The 15,562-nt window shown below is 66.8% G+C and carries 14 protein-coding genes; 3 read left to right on the forward strand and 11 right to left on the reverse strand.

Annotated elements, in window-relative coordinates; translation table 11 throughout:
- The first annotated feature begins 8 nt into the window (after nt 1–8).
- Together iolE and iolB are read left to right on the forward strand one after the other, a co-directional pair.
- Nucleotides 9–917 (forward strand): myo-inosose-2 dehydratase, encoded by a 909-nt coding sequence (gene iolE / locus RSP_RS17045; RefSeq protein WP_011339182.1) that lies wholly within the window; start codon nt 9–11, stop codon nt 915–917.
- 108 nt (nt 918–1,025) lie between these two features.
- Nucleotides 1,026–1,832, forward strand: a complete 807-nt coding sequence (gene iolB, locus RSP_RS17050; RefSeq protein ID WP_011339183.1) for a 5-deoxy-glucuronate isomerase — start codon at nt 1,026–1,028, stop codon at nt 1,830–1,832.
- A gap of 273 nt (nt 1,833–2,105) precedes the next feature.
- On the opposite strand, the gene RSP_RS17055 is transcribed toward iolB, so the two are convergent.
- From RSP_RS17055 to RSP_RS17105, 11 genes are all read right to left on the reverse strand, one after another.
- The gene (locus RSP_RS17055) at nt 2,106–3,155 is read right to left on the reverse strand and encodes a sn-glycerol-3-phosphate import ATP-binding protein UgpC (RefSeq protein WP_011339184.1); all 1,050 of its coding nucleotides are present in this window, start codon (nt 3,153–3,155) and stop codon (nt 2,106–2,108) included.
- On the reverse strand, nt 3,156–4,019 hold the full coding sequence (ugpE, locus tag RSP_RS17060) for a sn-glycerol-3-phosphate ABC transporter permease UgpE (RefSeq protein ID WP_011339185.1): 864 nt from the start codon (nt 4,017–4,019) through the stop codon (nt 3,156–3,158).
- Nucleotides 4,012–4,893, reverse strand: coding sequence for a sn-glycerol-3-phosphate ABC transporter permease UgpA (gene ugpA, locus RSP_RS17065; RefSeq protein WP_011339186.1), 882 nt, complete (start codon nt 4,891–4,893; stop codon nt 4,012–4,014). Before ugpA ends, ugpE begins: the two co-directional genes overlap by 8 nt.
- Before the next feature lie 46 nt (nt 4,894–4,939).
- A complete protein-coding gene (gene ugpB / locus RSP_RS17070) occupies nt 4,940–6,235 on the reverse strand; it encodes a sn-glycerol-3-phosphate ABC transporter substrate-binding protein UgpB (protein ID WP_011339187.1) in 1,296 nt (431 codons plus the stop codon).
- Between the two features lie 199 nt (nt 6,236–6,434).
- On the reverse strand, nt 6,435–8,120 hold the full coding sequence (locus RSP_RS17075; protein WP_017140346.1) for a Na/Pi cotransporter family protein: 1,686 nt from the start codon (nt 8,118–8,120) through the stop codon (nt 6,435–6,437).
- A gap of 69 nt (nt 8,121–8,189) precedes the next feature.
- Nucleotides 8,190–9,791, reverse strand: a complete 1,602-nt coding sequence (locus RSP_RS17080; protein WP_002723936.1) for a GMC family oxidoreductase — start codon at nt 9,789–9,791, stop codon at nt 8,190–8,192.
- 1 nt (nt 9,792) lies between these two features.
- Nucleotides 9,793–10,791, reverse strand: coding sequence for a branched-chain amino acid ABC transporter permease (locus RSP_RS17085; protein ID WP_009561496.1), 999 nt, complete (start codon nt 10,789–10,791; stop codon nt 9,793–9,795).
- Nucleotide 10,792: 1 nt separating this feature from the next.
- Entirely contained in the window at nt 10,793–11,680 is an 888-nt protein-coding gene (locus RSP_RS17090) for a branched-chain amino acid ABC transporter permease (RefSeq protein ID WP_011339189.1), read from the reverse strand.
- Between the two features lies 1 nt (nt 11,681).
- Nucleotides 11,682–12,380, reverse strand: coding sequence for an ABC transporter ATP-binding protein (locus RSP_RS17095; RefSeq protein ID WP_011339190.1), 699 nt, complete (start codon nt 12,378–12,380; stop codon nt 11,682–11,684).
- A complete protein-coding gene (locus tag RSP_RS17100) occupies nt 12,377–13,150 on the reverse strand; it encodes an ABC transporter ATP-binding protein (protein WP_002723942.1) in 774 nt (257 codons plus the stop codon). The genes RSP_RS17095 and RSP_RS17100 overlap by 4 nt, the downstream gene beginning before the upstream one ends.
- Nucleotides 13,151–13,152: 2 nt before the next feature.
- The gene (locus tag RSP_RS17105; protein ID WP_002723944.1) at nt 13,153–14,355 is read right to left on the reverse strand and encodes an ABC transporter substrate-binding protein; all 1,203 of its coding nucleotides are present in this window, start codon (nt 14,353–14,355) and stop codon (nt 13,153–13,155) included.
- A 206-nt stretch (nt 14,356–14,561) separates the two neighbouring features.
- Here RSP_RS17105 and RSP_RS17110 point away from each other — a divergent pair, with 206 nt between their 5' ends.
- Nucleotides 14,562–15,503, forward strand: a complete 942-nt coding sequence (locus RSP_RS17110; protein ID WP_002723946.1) for a LysR family transcriptional regulator — start codon at nt 14,562–14,564, stop codon at nt 15,501–15,503.
- The last annotated feature ends 59 nt before the right edge of the window (nt 15,504–15,562 follow it).

Here is a 15,562-nt window from a genome sequence, read left to right on the forward strand (position 1 = left end):
AGAGCCCGATGATCCTCTATGGCACCAACCCCATCGCCTGGTCGAACGACGACGACCGGAGCATCGGCGCGCATCTGAGCCTCGACGACTGCCTGTCCGACTGCCGCAGGATCGGCTTCGACGGGATCGAGAAGGGCCACAAGATGCCCGCGGATGGCGCTGCGCTGAAGGCGAGGCTGGGGGACTACGGGCTGCGCTTCGTGGGAGGCTGGCATTCGACGAACCTTCTGGTGAACGATCTCGCCGCCGAGACGGCGGCGATGCAGGGCTTCATCGACATGCTGAAGGCTGCGGGCAGCGACCGGCTGATCGCCTGCGAATGTTCGAACACGGTCCATGGCATGGACGACGTGGCGGTCAACGACCGGCCGCGGATCGCCGATACCGACTGGGGCCGCTTCACCTCGGGGCTCGACGCGCTGGCGGGGATCGCCGCGGCTCAGGGGGTGACGCTGGTCTATCACCCCCATGCGGGAACCATCGTCGAGACCGAGGAGGAGATCGACCGGCTGATGGCCTCGACCCATGCTATGCAGCTCCTGCTCGACACGGGGCACTGCACCTTCGGCGGCGGCGATCCGGCGCGGGTGGCGGCCCGGCACATGGGGCGGGTGCGCCACATTCACGCCAAGAACGTCCGGCCCGAGGTGCTGGCGCAGGTGCGGGCCGAGGGGCTCTCGTTTCTCGAGGGCGTGCGGCGCGGCCTCTTCACCGTTCCGGGCGACCCCGAGGGCTGCGTCGATTTCGCCCCCGTTCTGCGCGCGGCGGCCGAGGCGGGCTATCGGGGCTGGCTGGTGATCGAGGCCGAGCAGGATCCGCGGAAGGCCGACCCCTTCACCTACCAGAAGATGGGGTTCGAGGCGCTCCGGACGATGGCGCGCGCGGCGGGGCTCGACAGGGGCCGCGGGGATGGATGAACGGGGTCCCTCTACCGCGTCACTTCGAGGGCGAGGATCCGTTGCGGCTGCGGCCCGGCGCCTGATCCCGGAGGCGGCGGGCCGTGACCCTGAGGAGAGGAGAGACCCATGACGATATTGCTGCACCGGCCCTTCGGCAGCCACGGCAAGGTGCATGAGATCACCCCGGCCTCGGCGGGCTGGCGCTATGTGGGCTTCTCTCTCTACCGGCTCCGGCCGGGCGAGGTCGCGGCCGAGACCACGGGGGATCGCGAGGTCATACTGGTCCTGGTCGAGGGCCGGGCCTCCGTCTCCGGCGGCGGACAGGACTGGGGCGTGCTGGGCGAGCGCTTGTCCGTCTTCGAGAAGACGCCGCCGCATTCGCTGTATCTCCCCGACGGCAGCGCGTGGCAGGCGGTGGCCGAGACAGCCTGCACGATCGCCGTCTGCTCCGCGCCCGGACGCGGCGGCCATGCGGCCCGGCGGATCGGGCCCGAGGGCATCGTGCTCACCGAGCGCGGCAAGGGCACGAACCGCCGCCAGATCCACAATATCGCCATGGAGGCGGAGGACGTCTGCGACTCGCTCCTCGTGACCGAGGTCTTCACCCCGGCGGGTCACTGGTCCTCCTATCCGAGCCACCGCCACGACGAGGACGATTATCCCCGCATCACCTATCTCGAGGAGACCTATTATCACCGCCTGAACCCCGCCAACGGGTTCGGCATCCAGCGGGTCTATACCGACGATCTGCGCCTCGACGAGACGATGGCGGTGCAGGACGGAGACGTGGTCTGCGTGCCGCGCGGGCACCATCCCTGCGGCGCACCCTACGGGTTCGAGATGTATTACCTGAATGTCATGGCCGGCCCGTTGCGCAAATGGCGCTTCGTGGCCGCCCCGGAGGTGGAATGGATCCTGAAGCGGGACGCCTGAAGCGGGTCCCGGCCCGCGCCACCGCAGATGCAGGAAGCGCTCCCTTGCGCCAATGCTCTCCGCCAACGGTATCTTGTTTCAAGGCGGAAAGGCACGGGCGGCTCGACGTGGATTGGCTGCGCCGACTCGATCATCTCAGGAAGCATCGAGACGTCGTTCGCGCGGCACCGGAGCGGAACCGCGATCCGCTTCAGGAAGCGTTGGCGTGGCCGCCAGCTTCGGCGCTGGCCTCGCGGCTCGAAGCACGCTGCGAACCTTTATTGGCAAGGGCGATCAGAGCCGCCGGCCGGTTTCTGCATCGAAGAGATGCAGGGCCGCCGCATCGGGGGCGACCTTCAGTCGGTCGCGCTCGCGCACCGGCGCCTTGCCCGGGGTCCGCAGCACGAGCTCGGTGCCGTCCGCCAGCCGTCCATGAGCGAAGGCGTCCGCGCCCAGCCATTCGACCGCCTGCACATGGAGCTCGAAGCCCGGCTCCTCGGGGCCCGCGGCATGGAGATGCTCGGGCCGGACGCCGAGGATCAGATCGCGTCCCGCTGGCGCGGGCACGGCGAGACGCTGCCCCGCCACCTCCAGCGCGTCGCCAAGGCCTCGGGCGGGCAGCATGTTCATCGCGGGCGAACCGATGAACCCCGCCACGAAGGTGGTGGCGGGCCGGTCGTAGATCTCGGCCGGCGTGGCGATCTGCTCGGCCACGCCCGCATTCATCACCACCAGCCGGTCGGCGAGCGTCATCGCCTCGACCTGATCGTGGGTGACATAGATCGAGGTGGTGCGAACAGTGCGCTGCAACTCCTTGATCTGCAAACGCATCTGCACCCGCAGCTTCGCATCTAGGTTCGAGAGCGGCTCATCCAGCAGGAAGGCCGCGGGGTTGCGCACCAGCGCCCGGCCCATCGCCACCCGCTGCCGCTGCCCGCCCGACAGCTGGCGCGGCTTGCGGTCGAGAAGCTGGCCCAGTTCCAGCATGGTGGCCGAGCGCGCGACCCGTTCCTCGATCTCCGCCTTCGAGAGCTTCGCGATCCTCAGGCCGTAGGCCATGTTCTCGCGCACCGTCATGTGGGGGTAGAGCGCGTAGTTCTGGAACACCATCGCGATGTCGCGCTCGCGCGGTTCCAGCCGGTTGACCACGCGGCCGCCGATGGCGATCTCGCCCGCGGTGATCTCCTCGAGCCCCGCAACCATGCGCAGAAGCGTGCTCTTGCCGCAGCCCGAAGGGCCCACGATCACCACGAATTCGCCGTCCGCAATCTCGAAATCGACCCCGTGGATCACCTCGATCCCCGCATAGCTCTTGCGCACGTCCCTGAGCGAAATTTCCGCCACTTACTTCTCCGTCTCCACAAGTCCCTTCACGAACCACCGCTGCATCAGCACGACCACGAGGATCGGCGGCAGGATGGCCAGCACGCAGGTGACCATCACGAGGTCCCACGGCGTGTCGGCATCGGCGAAGGAGATCATCTTTCTCAGGGCGATCACGATGGTGTTCATCGAGTTCGAGTTGGTCACGAGGAGCGGCCAGAGATACTGCGTCCATCCGTAGATGAAGAGGATCACGAACAGCGCCGCGATGTTGGTGGCCGAGAGCGGCAGCAGGATGTCCTTGAAGAAGCGCCAGGGGCCTGCGCCATCGACGCGAGCGGCTTCCATCAGCTCGTTCGGGATCGTCATGAAGAACTGCCGGAAGAGCAGCGTCCCCGTGGCCGAGGCCACCAGCGGCAGGATCAGACCCGCGTAGGTGTCGATCAGGCGCAGGTCCACCATCACCTTGTAGGTGGGCAGGATCCGCACCTCGACCGGCAGCATCAGGGTGATGAAGATCATCCAGAAGCAGACCATGCGCAGCGGGAAGCGGAAGAAGACGATGGCGTAGGCCGAGGCCATCGAGATCAGGATCTTTCCGATGGCGATGCCGAAAGCCACGACGGCCGTGTTGAGAAGAAGCCGGTCCACCCCCACGCGGCCGATCTGTCCGATCCCGCCGCCGAGCGCGCGGGCGTAGTTCGAGGGCCCCTCGGCGCCGGGCAGCAGCGGCAGCGGCGGGCGCAGGATCTGCTGGAGCGGGTGGGTCGAGGCCACGAAGACATACCAGATCGGGAAGGCCACCACGATGACCCCGATCACCAGCAGGAAATGCGCCATGATCCGGCTCTGGCGCGAGGTGCCGATCATCTCGTGCTCAGCCATAATGGACTTTCCGTTCGATATATTTGAACTGGAAGGCGGTGAGGGCGATCACGATCACCATGAGGATCACCGACTGCGCCGCGGAATCGCCGAAGCGCAGGTTCACGAAGCCGTCGTTATAGACCTTGTAGACCAGCGTCTCGGTGGATTTGCCGGGGCCGCCGCCGGTCACCGCATGGATGATGCCGAACGTGTCGAAGAGCGCATAGACCGAGTTCACCACCAGCAGGAAGAAGGTCGTAGGCGCGAGAAGCGGGAAGGTGATGGTCCAGAACCGCCGCCGGGCCGTGGCGCCGTCGATGGCCGCAGCTTCCAGCAGTGATCGAGGAATGGCCTGCAAGCCTGCGACAAAGAACAGGAAATTGTAGCTGATCTGCTTCCAGCTTGCAGCCGCCACCACCAGCGCCATGGCCTGTTCGCCGTCGAGCAGCGGATCCCAGCGGATGCCGAGCTGGCGGAGCGGCCAGGCGAGCGTGCCGAACGAGGGGTTGAACATGAAGAGCCAGAGCATGCCTGCGATGGCGGGGGCCACCGCATAGGGCCAGATCATCAGCGTGCGGTAGAAGCCGCGGCCGCGCACGACCTTCTCGGCCTGCACGGCGAGAAAGAGCGCGATCGCCATCGAGAAGAAGGCGGTGAGCAGCGAGAAGACCGCCGTCACCTGGATCGAGTTGAGCCAGGCGGGATCGGACAGGACGCGGCGGAAATTGGCGAAACCCACGAAGGTGGATTTCAGCCCGAAGGCATCCTCGCGCAGCGTCGACTGCCAGAGAGCCTGACCCGCGGGCCAGTAGAAGAAGACAGCCGAAATCAGGAGCTGCGGGGCGACCAGCAGCCACGGAAGCAGGCGGTGGGGGAAATGCGCGCGATGCATGGGCGAAGGGGCCGCCCGGGCCGAAACCCGGGCGGCCTCATGTCCGTCAGCCGCCGATGGCCTGGCGGATCGCCTCGTTGCCGCGCGAGACGGCGGCGTCGAGCGCCTCCTGCGCGGTCTGCTCTCCGGCGAGCATCTTCTCGAACTCCTCGTTCTCGATGTCGCGCACCTGCGGCAGGTTCACGAGGCGCACGCCCTTGGAGTTGGCGGTCGGCTCCTTGCCCATCATCTGGGTGATCGGCACCTCGCGGCCCGGGTTCTTCTCGTAGAAGCCCGAGGCCTTGGTCGCCTCGTAGGCCTCCATCGTCACCGGCAGATAGCCCGACGTCTGGTGCAGATATTCCTGCACGTCGGTCTGCGAGAGATAGGTGAAGAAGGCGGCGACGCCCTCATAGGTCTCGTCCGACTTGCCGCCCATCACCCAGAGGCTTGCGCCGCCCGGCACCGTGTTCTGCGGCCCGTTGCCCGCCTCGTCATAGGGCAGCTGGCCGATGCCGTAGTTCATGCCCGATTTCACGATGTCGCCGAGCCCGCCCGAGCTTTCGGTGAAGATCCCGCATTCGCCCGCAAGGAAGATCTGTTTGGCCTCGGACGTGCGGCCGCCGTATTTGAACGTGCCGTCCTTGGCGAGATCGGCCAGCGCCTGGAAGTGGTTGACGAAGATCGGCTCGTTGATCTTCAGCTCGGCATTCACATCGGCGAGCCCGTTCTCGTTCGTGGCGAAGGGCACGTCGTTCCAGGCCGCGAAATTCTCGGTATGGATCCAGGTGAGCCAGGTCGAGGTGTAGCCGCAGGGGGCGGCGCCGCTCTCCTTGATCTTCTTCGCCATGTCCCAGACCTCGGTCCAGGTCTTGGGCGGGGTGTCTGCATCGAGGCCCGCCTTCTCGAAGATGTCCTTGTTGTAATAGAGGATCGGCGAGGACGAGTTGTAGGGGAAGGACAGCATCGTGCCGTCGGGCTTGGAATAATAGGCCACGATCCCCGGCAGGTAGGCCGATTTGTCGAAGCTGTCGCCCAGCACCTCGGCCACCGGCTTGATCGCGCCCTCGGCCGCCATCATGACGCCGGTGCCCACGTCGAAGACCTGGATGATGTCGGGGGCCTGACCGGCGCGGAAGGCTGCGATGCCGGCGTTCAGCGTCTCGGGGTAGGTGCCCTTGAAGACCGCTGTCACCTTGTAGTCCGACTGGCTCGCGTTGAAATCCGCGGCGATCTTCTCGACCACTTCCGCATTGGCGCCCGTCATGGCGTGCCACCAGCTGATCTCGGTCTGGGCCGCGGCGGCACCCGCCTGCACGATCAACGCAAGCGCCGTGGCGGTGAGGAATGTGCGACGTTTCATGGGCTTCTCTCCCTTCTGGATGGCCGGATGCCGTGCGGCATAGCGGGCCCCTATGACGGTGGTGCGACATTCTGCTGACCGGAGCGGGCCTCCTCTCCCGCGCCGGTCGCCGCGCGACCGTCCTCGATGCAGCGAAGCGTCCGACGTTTCGCTTATTTTCGCAAGTCGATAACCTTCGCTTGGGCTCCTTTCCCTTGCGTTAGCGTTCGGGACCGACGGGCTCGGCCAGATTGCGGCCGGAACTCAGGCTGCGCATCCGGCTTTCGCGGAGCACGCCGATCTCGGTCAGGATCGGGTGAGCGACCGAGGTGAGATGGGCGTTCAGCCGCTTGAGGTCGCGCAGCAGATCGAGATGGATGGTGCTCGTCTCCATCGCTTCGGGCCGCCCGGCCCGCAACCGGCCGAGGTGGCGTTCGGAGGACAGCGCCTCGAGCCGCCGGATCTCGATCTTCGACTCGACGAGCTGCCGGGCGAGATCGGCATCCCGCCCGAGGAACACCGCCTGCGCCAGCCGCAGGTTCGCCACCGTGCGCTCATGCACCTCGGCCAGTTCCGCGCCGCCCTCCGGCGAAAAGGCGAGGCGCTTGCGGATCTTCTTCAGCGCCGCATCGGCGAGCCCGGTCTCGATGATGTCGCCCATATGTTCGAGATTGATGGCAAAGGAGGTGATCTCGTTCGCACGCCGCACATCGTCCTCGTCCAGCTCGGCGCGCGAGAGGCGGGTGATATAGAGCTTGATCGCCTCGGTCAGCCGGTCGATGTCGGGCTCGAGCCGCGAGACCTCCTGCGCCGCGAATTCGTCATTGGCCAGCAGCGCCTGCCGGCTGCGCTCGAGCATCTCGCCCACGAGGTCGCCCACCCGCAGAGTCTCGCGCGCGGCGACGGCGAGCGCCATGGCGGGCGTGTCGAGCAGGCTCTCGTCGAGGAAGGCCGCGCCGCGCCGGCCCTCCGGCGGATCGGGCAGGAACCGCTCGACGAGGCGGCAGAGCGGACCCACGAGGGGCAGGAACAGGAGGAGGAGCACCGCGCTGAAGGCCAGATGCGCCGCGATGACCCGCTGGCCGTGATCGGAGACGGCCTCGTCGAGAAGGTCCGCCAGAGGCGCGGCGAAGAGCAGCACGAGGGCTGCCCCCGCGATCCGCACCGCGAGGTTGCCGAGCGTGATCCGCCGCGCCGCCGGCCCCTCGGCCGCCACGGCGAGCCAGGGCGTGACCGCGCCGCCGACGTTCGCGCCCGCCACGAGGGCTAGAGCCGGCACCGTCTCGATGAGACCGCCGCCCGCCAGCACCATGACGAGGAGCACGACGGCAAGCGAGGAGGCACTGAGGACGGCGAGGCCCGCGGCAAGGAGAGCCGCCACCAGCGGCGCCTCGCCGAGGCCTGCGATCACCAGCGCGAGCGTGCGGGAATGCTGGAGCGGCGCCGTCACCTCGCCCATCAGCCGCAGGGCGAGCAGCATCAGCCCGAGGCCGAGGAGCGCCCGCCCGATGCCGCGGCCGCGGGTGGCACGCGCCATCGAGAAACCCACGACGCCTGCAAGGATGCAGAGGCTCGCCACCCAATGGACATCGACCGACAGGAGCGCCGCCACCGTCGCGGTGCCGAGGTTCGCCCCCAGCATCACCGCCTGCGCCATCGGCGCCGTCATGATGCCACGGGCCGCGAACGAGCCGGTGATGACCGCCGTGGCCGTGCTCGACTGCAGGCCGAGCGTCGCAAGCAGGCCCCAGAGCGCCGCCACGACCCGGTTGCTGGTGGCGCGTGAGATCCATTGCCGCAACGTGGCCCCGAAGGCGCGCATGACGCCGGTGCGGATCAGCCGCAGGCCCCAGAGCAGCAGCGCGGCCGCGGCAAGAAGATCGATGAACTGAACGGTCGGCGGCAATGGGCTCACCCGGACACTGACAACCTCAACACGCGGGCGCCCGCACAGGTTCCCGGGAAACTTTCATCCTCAAACCCGCTGCCGGGCATCCTCGAGGATCATCTCGGCCGCCTTCTCGGCAATCATGAGGGTGGGCGAGTTGGTGTTTCCCGAGGTGATGGCCGGCATGATCGACGCATCCGCGATCCTGAGGCCGCCGAGCGCCCGGAACTTCAGCCGCGGATCGACGACGCTCGCCGGATCCGACCCCATGCGGCAGGTGCCGACCGGGTGGAAGATCGTGGTGCCGATGCGGCCCGCGGCGGCGACCAGCGCCTCGCGCGTGTCGTGCTCGGCTCCCGGACGGTATTCCTCGGGGTGAAACCGCGCGAAGGCGGGCTGCGAGGCGATATGGCGCGCAATCTGGATCGAGCGCACCGCCACCTCGCGGTCGCCCTCGGTCGAAAGATAATGCGGCGCGATGGCGGGCTGGCGCGCGGGATCGGGGCTTTTCAGATGGACGCTGCCGCGGCTTTCGGGGCGCAGGTTGCAGACGCTCGCCGTCATGCCGGGGAAGGGGTGGACCTTGTCGCCGAACTTGTCGAGCGAGACCGGCTGGACATGGAACTCGAGATCGGGCGTGGCCTTCTCGGAGCCGGAGCGGGTGAAGATCCCGACCTGACTCGGTGCCATCGACATCGGCCCCGAGCGGCGCAGGAGATATTCCGCCCCGATCGCGGCGCGACCGAAGAGGCTGGTGGCCTTCTCGTTCAGCGTGGGCACGCCCCGCACCTTGAAGACGAGGCGGAGCTGCAGGTGATCCTGCAGGTTCGCACCTACGCCCGGCACGGCGACCTGCGGCTCGACGCCCGCCGCGCGCAGCACCTCGGGATCGCCGATGCCCGAAAGCTCCAGAATGTGCGGCGAGCCGATGGCACCCGCCGCAAGCACCGTCTCGCGCCGCGCCCGGGCCTCGTGCAGGGTGCCGCCCTGCCGGTAGAGCACGCCCCGCACCTCGCCCGCCTCGACGATCAGCCGCTCAACCTGCGCCTCGGTCACGACGCGCAGGTTCGGGCGGGAGAGGGCGGGCTTCAGGAAGGCCTTGGCCGTGTTCCAGCGGATGCCGGACCTCTGGTTCACGTCGAAATAGCCGCCGCCCTCGTTCGAGCCGCGGTTAAAATCCTCGGTCCGCGGGATGCCCGCCTGCTCGGCCGCATCGAGGAAAGCATCGAGTACCGCCCAGCGGACCCGCGCCCGTTCCACCCGCCATTCGCCGCCCGCGCCGTGATGTTCGCTTTCGCCGCGGTGATGGTCCTGCTGGCGGCGGAAGAGGGGCAGCACATCGTCCCAGCCCCAGCCGGTGCAGCCCATCTGGCGCCAGCCGTCGTAATCCTCGGCCTGACCGCGCATGTAGATCATGCCGTTGATCGAGGAACAGCCGCCGAGCACCTTGCCGCGGGGGTAGATCAGGCTGCGACCTTCCAGCCCTTCCTCGGGCTCGGTGGTGAAGCACCAGTCGGTGCGGGGATTGTTGATGCAGTAGAGATAGCCCACCGGGATATGCACCCAGTGGTAATTGTCGCGCTTGCCCGCCTCGATCAGCAGCACGCGGTTCGAGGGATCCTTGGACAGGCGGTTCGCCAGTACGCAGCCCGCGCTGCCCGCCCCCACGATGATGTAATCGGCCTCCATCTCAGCTCTCCGACCGGAAGCCGAGCCGGCGGCCGAGGCGCGAGGCATAGAACTCGCCCACGATCCCGCGGCGGAAGAGCAGCACGCAGGCCATGAAGACGAGGCCGGTGATGATCGTGACCGGGAATTGCGAGGTGGCGAGGTAGTTCTGCAGCGTCACCACCAGTGCCGAGCCCACGACCGGCCCGACGAGCGTGCCGATCCCGCCGAGGAGCGTCATCAGGATGACCTCGCCCGACATCTGCCAGCCCACATCGGTGAGGGTGGCGAACTGGAAGACCAGCGCCTTGACCCCGCCCGCGAGGCCCGCCAGCGCGGCAGACATCACGAAGGCGCCGAGCTTGTATTCCGCGACCGAATAGCCGAGCGAGATCGCCCGAGGCTCGTTCTCGCGAATGGCCTTCAGGATCATGCCGAAGGGCGAATTCACGAAGCGCCAGATCGCGAGCATGCCCAGCGTGAAGGTGCCCAGCACGAAGAAATACATGTTGGTCGCGTTCGAGAGGTCGATGACGCCGAAGAGATGGCCGCGCGGGACCGACTGGATCCCGTCCTCGCCATGGGTGAAGGCCGCCTGCAGGCAGAAGAAGAAGAACATCTGGCTGAGGGCGAGCGTGATCATGGCGAAGTAGATCCCCTGCCGCCGGATCGCGATGACCCCCATCAGGAGCCCCAGAGCCGCCGCGCCCGCCACGCCCAGAAGGATGCCGAACTCGGGCGGCCAGCCCCACACCTTCACCGCATGGGCGGTGAAATAGGCCGAGCCGCCGAAGAAGGTGGCATGGCCGAAGGAGAGAAGGCCCGTGTAGCCCAGAAGCAGGTTGAAGGCGGCCGCGAACAGGGCGAAGCACAGCAGCTTCATCAGGAAGATCGGATAGAGGAAGAAGGGGGCCGCGATCAGCGCCGCGGCGGCGATCAGGAGCAGCACGATCTTCAGCGTGCCGGCCCGGGGATGGGCGGCCACCGCAGGGGCGGCCGGAGATGCAGAACCGCGCGCCATGTCACGCATCCTTTCCGAAGAGTCCCGCAGGCCGCAGGATCAGGACGATCGCCATGATGACGAAGATCACGATGTTCGAGGCCTCGGGATAGAAGACCTTGGTGAGCCCCTCGGCGATGCCGAGCAGATAGCCGGTCACGATCGCGCCGAGGATCGAGCCCATGCCTCCCACCACGACGACCGCGAAGACGACGATGATGAGGTTCGACCCCATGAGCGGCGAGACCTGATAGACCGGCGCGGCCAGCACGCCCGCAAAGCCCGCGAGCGCCGCGCCCAGCCCGTAGGTGAAGGTCAGAAGCAGCGGCACATTGACCCCGAAGCTCTGGACCAGCACCGGATTTTCCGTCGCGGCCCGCAGATAGGCGCCGAGCTTCGTCTTTTCGATCAGAAGCCAGACGCCGAGGCAGACGGCGAGCGAGGCCACAACCACCCAGCCGCGATAGATCGGCAGGAACATGAAGCCGAGATTGACCGCTCCGGTCAGTGCGGCCGGCGGCGAATAGGGCTGGCCCGAGGTGCCGAAGAACCAGCGGAACGTGCCTTCGAGCGTGAGCGCAAGGCCGAAGGTGAAGAGCAGCCCGTAGAGCGGGTCGAGCTTGTAGAGCCGCGAGAGCATGGTGCGCTCGATCAGCGCGCCGCCCAGACCCACGATGAGCGGGGCGAGGATCAGCGCGGGCCAGTAGCCGATCCCGGTCTGGGTGAGCAGGAGGAGCGCCGCGAAGGCGCCGGCCATATATTGCGCGCCATGGGCGAAGTTGATGACCCGGAGAAGGCCGAAGATCACCGCAAGCCCCAGCGACAGGAGCGCATAGAACGAGCCGTTGATGAGACCCACCAGCAGCTGGCCGAAGAGGGCCGCCGTCGGAATGCCGAAGATCGTCATCATCTCACACCCCCAGCACCGAATTCAGCATCGGCATGTTCGCGGGCAGCTCCTCGACCGGGAAATCCGCCACCATCTGTCCGTGGTCCATGAGGTAGAAACGGTCCGCAACCTTCGAGGCGAAGCGGAAATTCTGCTCGACCAGCACCACGGTCATCCCGCGGTCGCGCAGCTCGATCAGCACCTCGCCGATGCGCTGGATGATGACCGGGGCGAGCCCCTCGGTCGGCTCGTCCAGCAACAGGCAGCGCGCGCCGGTGCGCAGGATCCGCGCCATGGCGAGCATCTGCTGCTCGCCGCCCGACAGCTTGGTGCCGGGGCTCGAGCGCCGCTCCTTCAGGTTCGGAAACAGCTCGTAGATCTCGCCCACCGACATGCCGCCCTTGGCGACCACCGGGGGCAGCATCAGGTTCTCCTCGACCGAGAGCGTGGCGAAGATGCCCCGTTCCTCGGGCACGAAGCCCAGACCCTCGCGGGCGGTGCGATGCAGCGGCACGCCCATCATGTCCTTGCCCGCGAACCGGATCGCCCCGGTGCGCTTCCTCAGGATCCCCATGATCGTGCGCAGCGTCGTGGTCTTGCCCATGCCGTTGCGACCGAGGATGCAGATCGTCTCGCCTTCCTCGACGAACAGATCCACCCCGTGCAGGATGTGGCTCTCGCCATACCAGGCGTGAAGGCCGTTGACCTCCAGGAGCGTCATGCGTCCTCCGTTCCCATATAGGCCGTGCGCACGCGCGGATCGGTGCTCACGGTGGCATAGTCGCCGTGGGCGAGGATCTCGCCCCGCTGCAGCACCGTCACCTGATGGCAGATGTCGGCGACGACGTTCAGATTGTGCTCGACCATCAGCACCGCCCGGTGGCGGGCCACCTCGCGGATGATGCCCGCCACCATCTGCACATCCTCCTGGCCCATGCCGGCCATCGGCTCGTCGAGAAGCAGGACCTCGGGATCGAGGGCGAGGGTGGTCGCGATCTCCAGCACGCGCTTGCGCCCATAGGAAAGATCCGCCGCACGCGTGTTGAGGTAGGGCGTGAGCCCCAGTTCCTCGATCAGCACCTCGGCCCGGCCGTTCAGCCGGTCGAGCGCCGAAAGCGGCTGCCAGAACTGCACCGCGAGCTCGGCCGGGCGCTGGAGCGCCACGCGCACATTCTCGAGCACCGTCAGATGCGGGAAGACCGCTGAGATCTGGAACGAGCGCACCATTCCCATCCGCGCCACCTTGTCGGGGCGCGTGCGGGTGATGTCCGTCCCGAGCAGGGTGATCTTGCCGCGGGTCGGTTGAAGAAACTTCGTCAACAGGTTGAAGACGGTGGTCTTTCCCGCTCCGTTCGGTCCGATCAGCGCATGGATCCGCGCGTGATGGACATCGAGATCCACATTGTTGACGGCCGTGAAGCCGCCGAAATCCTTCCCGAGGCCGCGGGCGGACAGCACCACCCGCGGCTCGTGGTCTGTGACCGGCGCCATCGTCAATTCGTGACGAGCGGGCAGCCGCTCTGGGCCGGGTCGAGATAGGCCTGATCGCCCGGGATGGTGGCGAGGACGTTGTAATAGTCCCACGGCACGTCGCTCTCGCCGGGCTTCTTCACCTCGAGCAGATAGACGTCCGAGATCATGCGCCCGTTGGCCGCGACCTTGCCGCCCTTGGCGAAGACATCCTCGACCGGCAGCTCATGCAGCTTGGCCGAGACGGCCTCGGTCTCGTCGGTGCCCGCGGCCTCGACCGCCTTGAGATAGGAGAGCACGGCCGAGTAGGTGCCGGCATGGATCATGTTGGGCATCGCGCCGGTCCGTTCCATGAACCGCTTGCCGAACTCGGCCGATTCCTCGTTGCGGTTCCAGTAGAAGCTCTCGGTCAGCGTCAGGCCCTGCGCCGACTCGACGCCGAGCCCGTGGACCTCGGCCAGCGTGAAGAGGAGCGCCGCAAGCCGCTGGCCGCCCTGCACGATCCCGAACTCGCCCGCCTGCTTGATGGCATTCTGCGTATCGAGACCCGCATTGGCGAGGCCGATGACCTTGGCGCCGGAGGCCTGTGCCTGAAGCAGGAACGAGGAGAAGTCGGTGGTGGAAAGCGGATGGCGCACGGCGCCGAGAACCTGTCCGCCCTTCTCCTTCACGACCGCGCCGGTATTCTCTTCGAGAGAATAGCCGAAGGCATAGTCGGCGGTGAGGAAATACCAGCTGTCGCCGCCCTGTTCGACCAGCGCGCCGCCGGTGCCGATGGCCAGGGCGTGCGTGTCATAGGCCCAGTGGAAGCCGTAGGGAGAGCATTGCTTGCCCGTCAGCTCGGTCGTGGCCGCCCCGGTGGTGATGGTGACCTTCTTCTTCTCCTGCGACAGCGCCTGAACGGCGAGCGCCACCGACGAGGTGGTCAGCTCCATGATCGCGTCGACCTGCTCGGTGTCGTACCACTGGCGCGCGATGTTCGAGGCGATGTCGGCCTTGTTCTGGTGGTCGGCCGTCACGACCTCGACCTTCTTCCCGAGGACCGAACCGCCGTAATCCTCGACCGCCATCAGCGCGGCCTCGTAGCTGTATTTGCCGCCGAAGTCCGCATAGACCCCGGACTGGTCGTTCAGGATGCCGATCTTCACAAGATCATCCGACACCTGGGCTGCCGCAGGCGCGGCCAAGGCAGCCAGCGACACCGCAGAAAGAAGGGCTTTCCGCATTCCATCATCCTCCCTGGGACGGTTGCAGCCCGGACCGCGAGCGCGGTTCGGGAGGGTCCGTCCTGTTCATGAATGTGCCGCACGGGTCTCCTCAAACTCCGGCGCACTGGAAGTAGGATCAGACGTTTCGGGGCTGGACTCAAGCAATTTGTCGCAGCTATTTCGGAACAAGATCTGTTCATTTTCGGACAGACAAAGGGTGACGCATGGGCAATTTCACATGGGACGACCTGCAGTTCTTCCTCGCGGTGGCGCGCTCGGGGCAACTGTCGCGCGCGGCGCGCCAGCTCCGCACGAGCCATGTCACCGTCTCGCGCCGCATCGACCGGCTGGAAGCCGCGCTGCGGATGCGGCTCTTCGAGCGCAACCCGCGCGGCTACGAGCTGACGCCGGTGGGTCGGCGGCTGATCGAGACGGCGGAGCGGATGGAGGCCGAGACCGAGCGGATGCAGGTCGAACTGCTGGGGGACGGGCCGGGCCAGCGCGGCGTCCTGCGCATGGCCGTGCCCGAGGGGTTCGGCAGCTGGTTCAGCCGGGTGCTGCTCGGCCCCTTCACCGAGCGGTTTCCCAACATCGCGCTCGAGCTCATCACGCTGCCGCAGATCATGTCGCTCTCGCGGCGCGAGGCGGATCTGACGGTGACGCTCGACCCTCCGAAGGCGAGTACTTACCACTCTGAGAGGATCATGGATTACACGCTGCATATCTACGCCGCCAAATCCTATCTTGCGCAGCGGCCCGAGATCCAGACCCGGGACGATCTGCTGAAACATCCTTTCATCGGATACATCGAAGAGATGATCTTTGCCCCGGGTCTGGATTATCTGGGCGAGGTCCATCCCGGCATCCGCGCCAATTTCAAGAGCTCGTCGATCTTCAACCAGCTCGCCGCGACGCAGAACGGGCTCGGGCTCTGCGTGCTGCCCTTCTACATCGGCCGGAGGGTTCCGGATCTGGAAATGATCCTGCCGCAGGAAGTGGTTCTGCGCCGAACCTACTGGCTGACCTGCCACCGCGACGTTCGGCCGCTGCCCCGCGAACGCTCGGTCATGGCCTTCCTTCTCGAGGCCGGGCGCACCCATGGGCGCAGCATTCTCAACTCTGGCGCGACCCGAAAGGGCGATGGATCTACCACCTTCGTCCAGTAGCGACCCTATTGGCGTGGATCGACGGGACAAGAGCATGCTGTATTCTATCTGAAATCTGT

The sequence above is a fragment of the Cereibacter sphaeroides 2.4.1 genome (genome assembly GCF_000012905.2).
GTDB classification, from domain to species: Bacteria; Pseudomonadota; Alphaproteobacteria; order Rhodobacterales; family Rhodobacteraceae; genus Cereibacter_A; species Cereibacter_A sphaeroides.

Excerpts from the sequence above, each read along its gene's own strand:
- ugpA (WP_011339186.1), bottom strand. The coding sequence starts at position 4,893 with ATGCATCGCGCGCATTTCCCCCACCGCCTGCTTCCGTGGCTGCTGGTC.
- RSP_RS17080 (WP_002723936.1), bottom strand. The coding sequence starts at position 9,791 with ATGGAGGCCGATTACATCATCGTGGGGGCGGGCAGCGCGGGCTGCGTA.
- iolE (WP_011339182.1), top strand. The coding sequence starts at position 9 with ATGATCCTCTATGGCACCAACCCCATCGCCTGGTCGAACGACGACGAC.
- ugpE (WP_011339185.1), bottom strand. The coding sequence starts at position 4,019 with ATGGCTGAGCACGAGATGATCGGCACCTCGCGCCAGAGCCGGATCATG.
- RSP_RS17105 (WP_002723944.1), bottom strand. The coding sequence starts at position 14,355 with ATGCGGAAAGCCCTTCTTTCTGCGGTGTCGCTGGCTGCCTTGGCCGCG.
- RSP_RS17095 (WP_011339190.1), bottom strand. The coding sequence starts at position 12,380 with ATGACGCTCCTGGAGGTCAACGGCCTTCACGCCTGGTATGGCGAGAGC.
- RSP_RS17100 (WP_002723942.1), bottom strand. The coding sequence starts at position 13,150 with ATGGCGCCGGTCACAGACCACGAGCCGCGGGTGGTGCTGTCCGCCCGC.
- ugpB (WP_011339187.1), bottom strand. The coding sequence starts at position 6,235 with ATGAAACGTCGCACATTCCTCACCGCCACGGCGCTTGCGTTGATCGTG.
- RSP_RS17110 (WP_002723946.1), top strand. The coding sequence starts at position 14,562 with ATGGGCAATTTCACATGGGACGACCTGCAGTTCTTCCTCGCGGTGGCG.
- RSP_RS17090 (WP_011339189.1), bottom strand. The coding sequence starts at position 11,680 with ATGATGACGATCTTCGGCATTCCGACGGCGGCCCTCTTCGGCCAGCTG.
- RSP_RS17085 (WP_009561496.1), bottom strand. The coding sequence starts at position 10,791 with ATGGCGCGCGGTTCTGCATCTCCGGCCGCCCCTGCGGTGGCCGCCCAT.
- iolB (WP_011339183.1), top strand. The coding sequence starts at position 1,026 with ATGACGATATTGCTGCACCGGCCCTTCGGCAGCCACGGCAAGGTGCAT.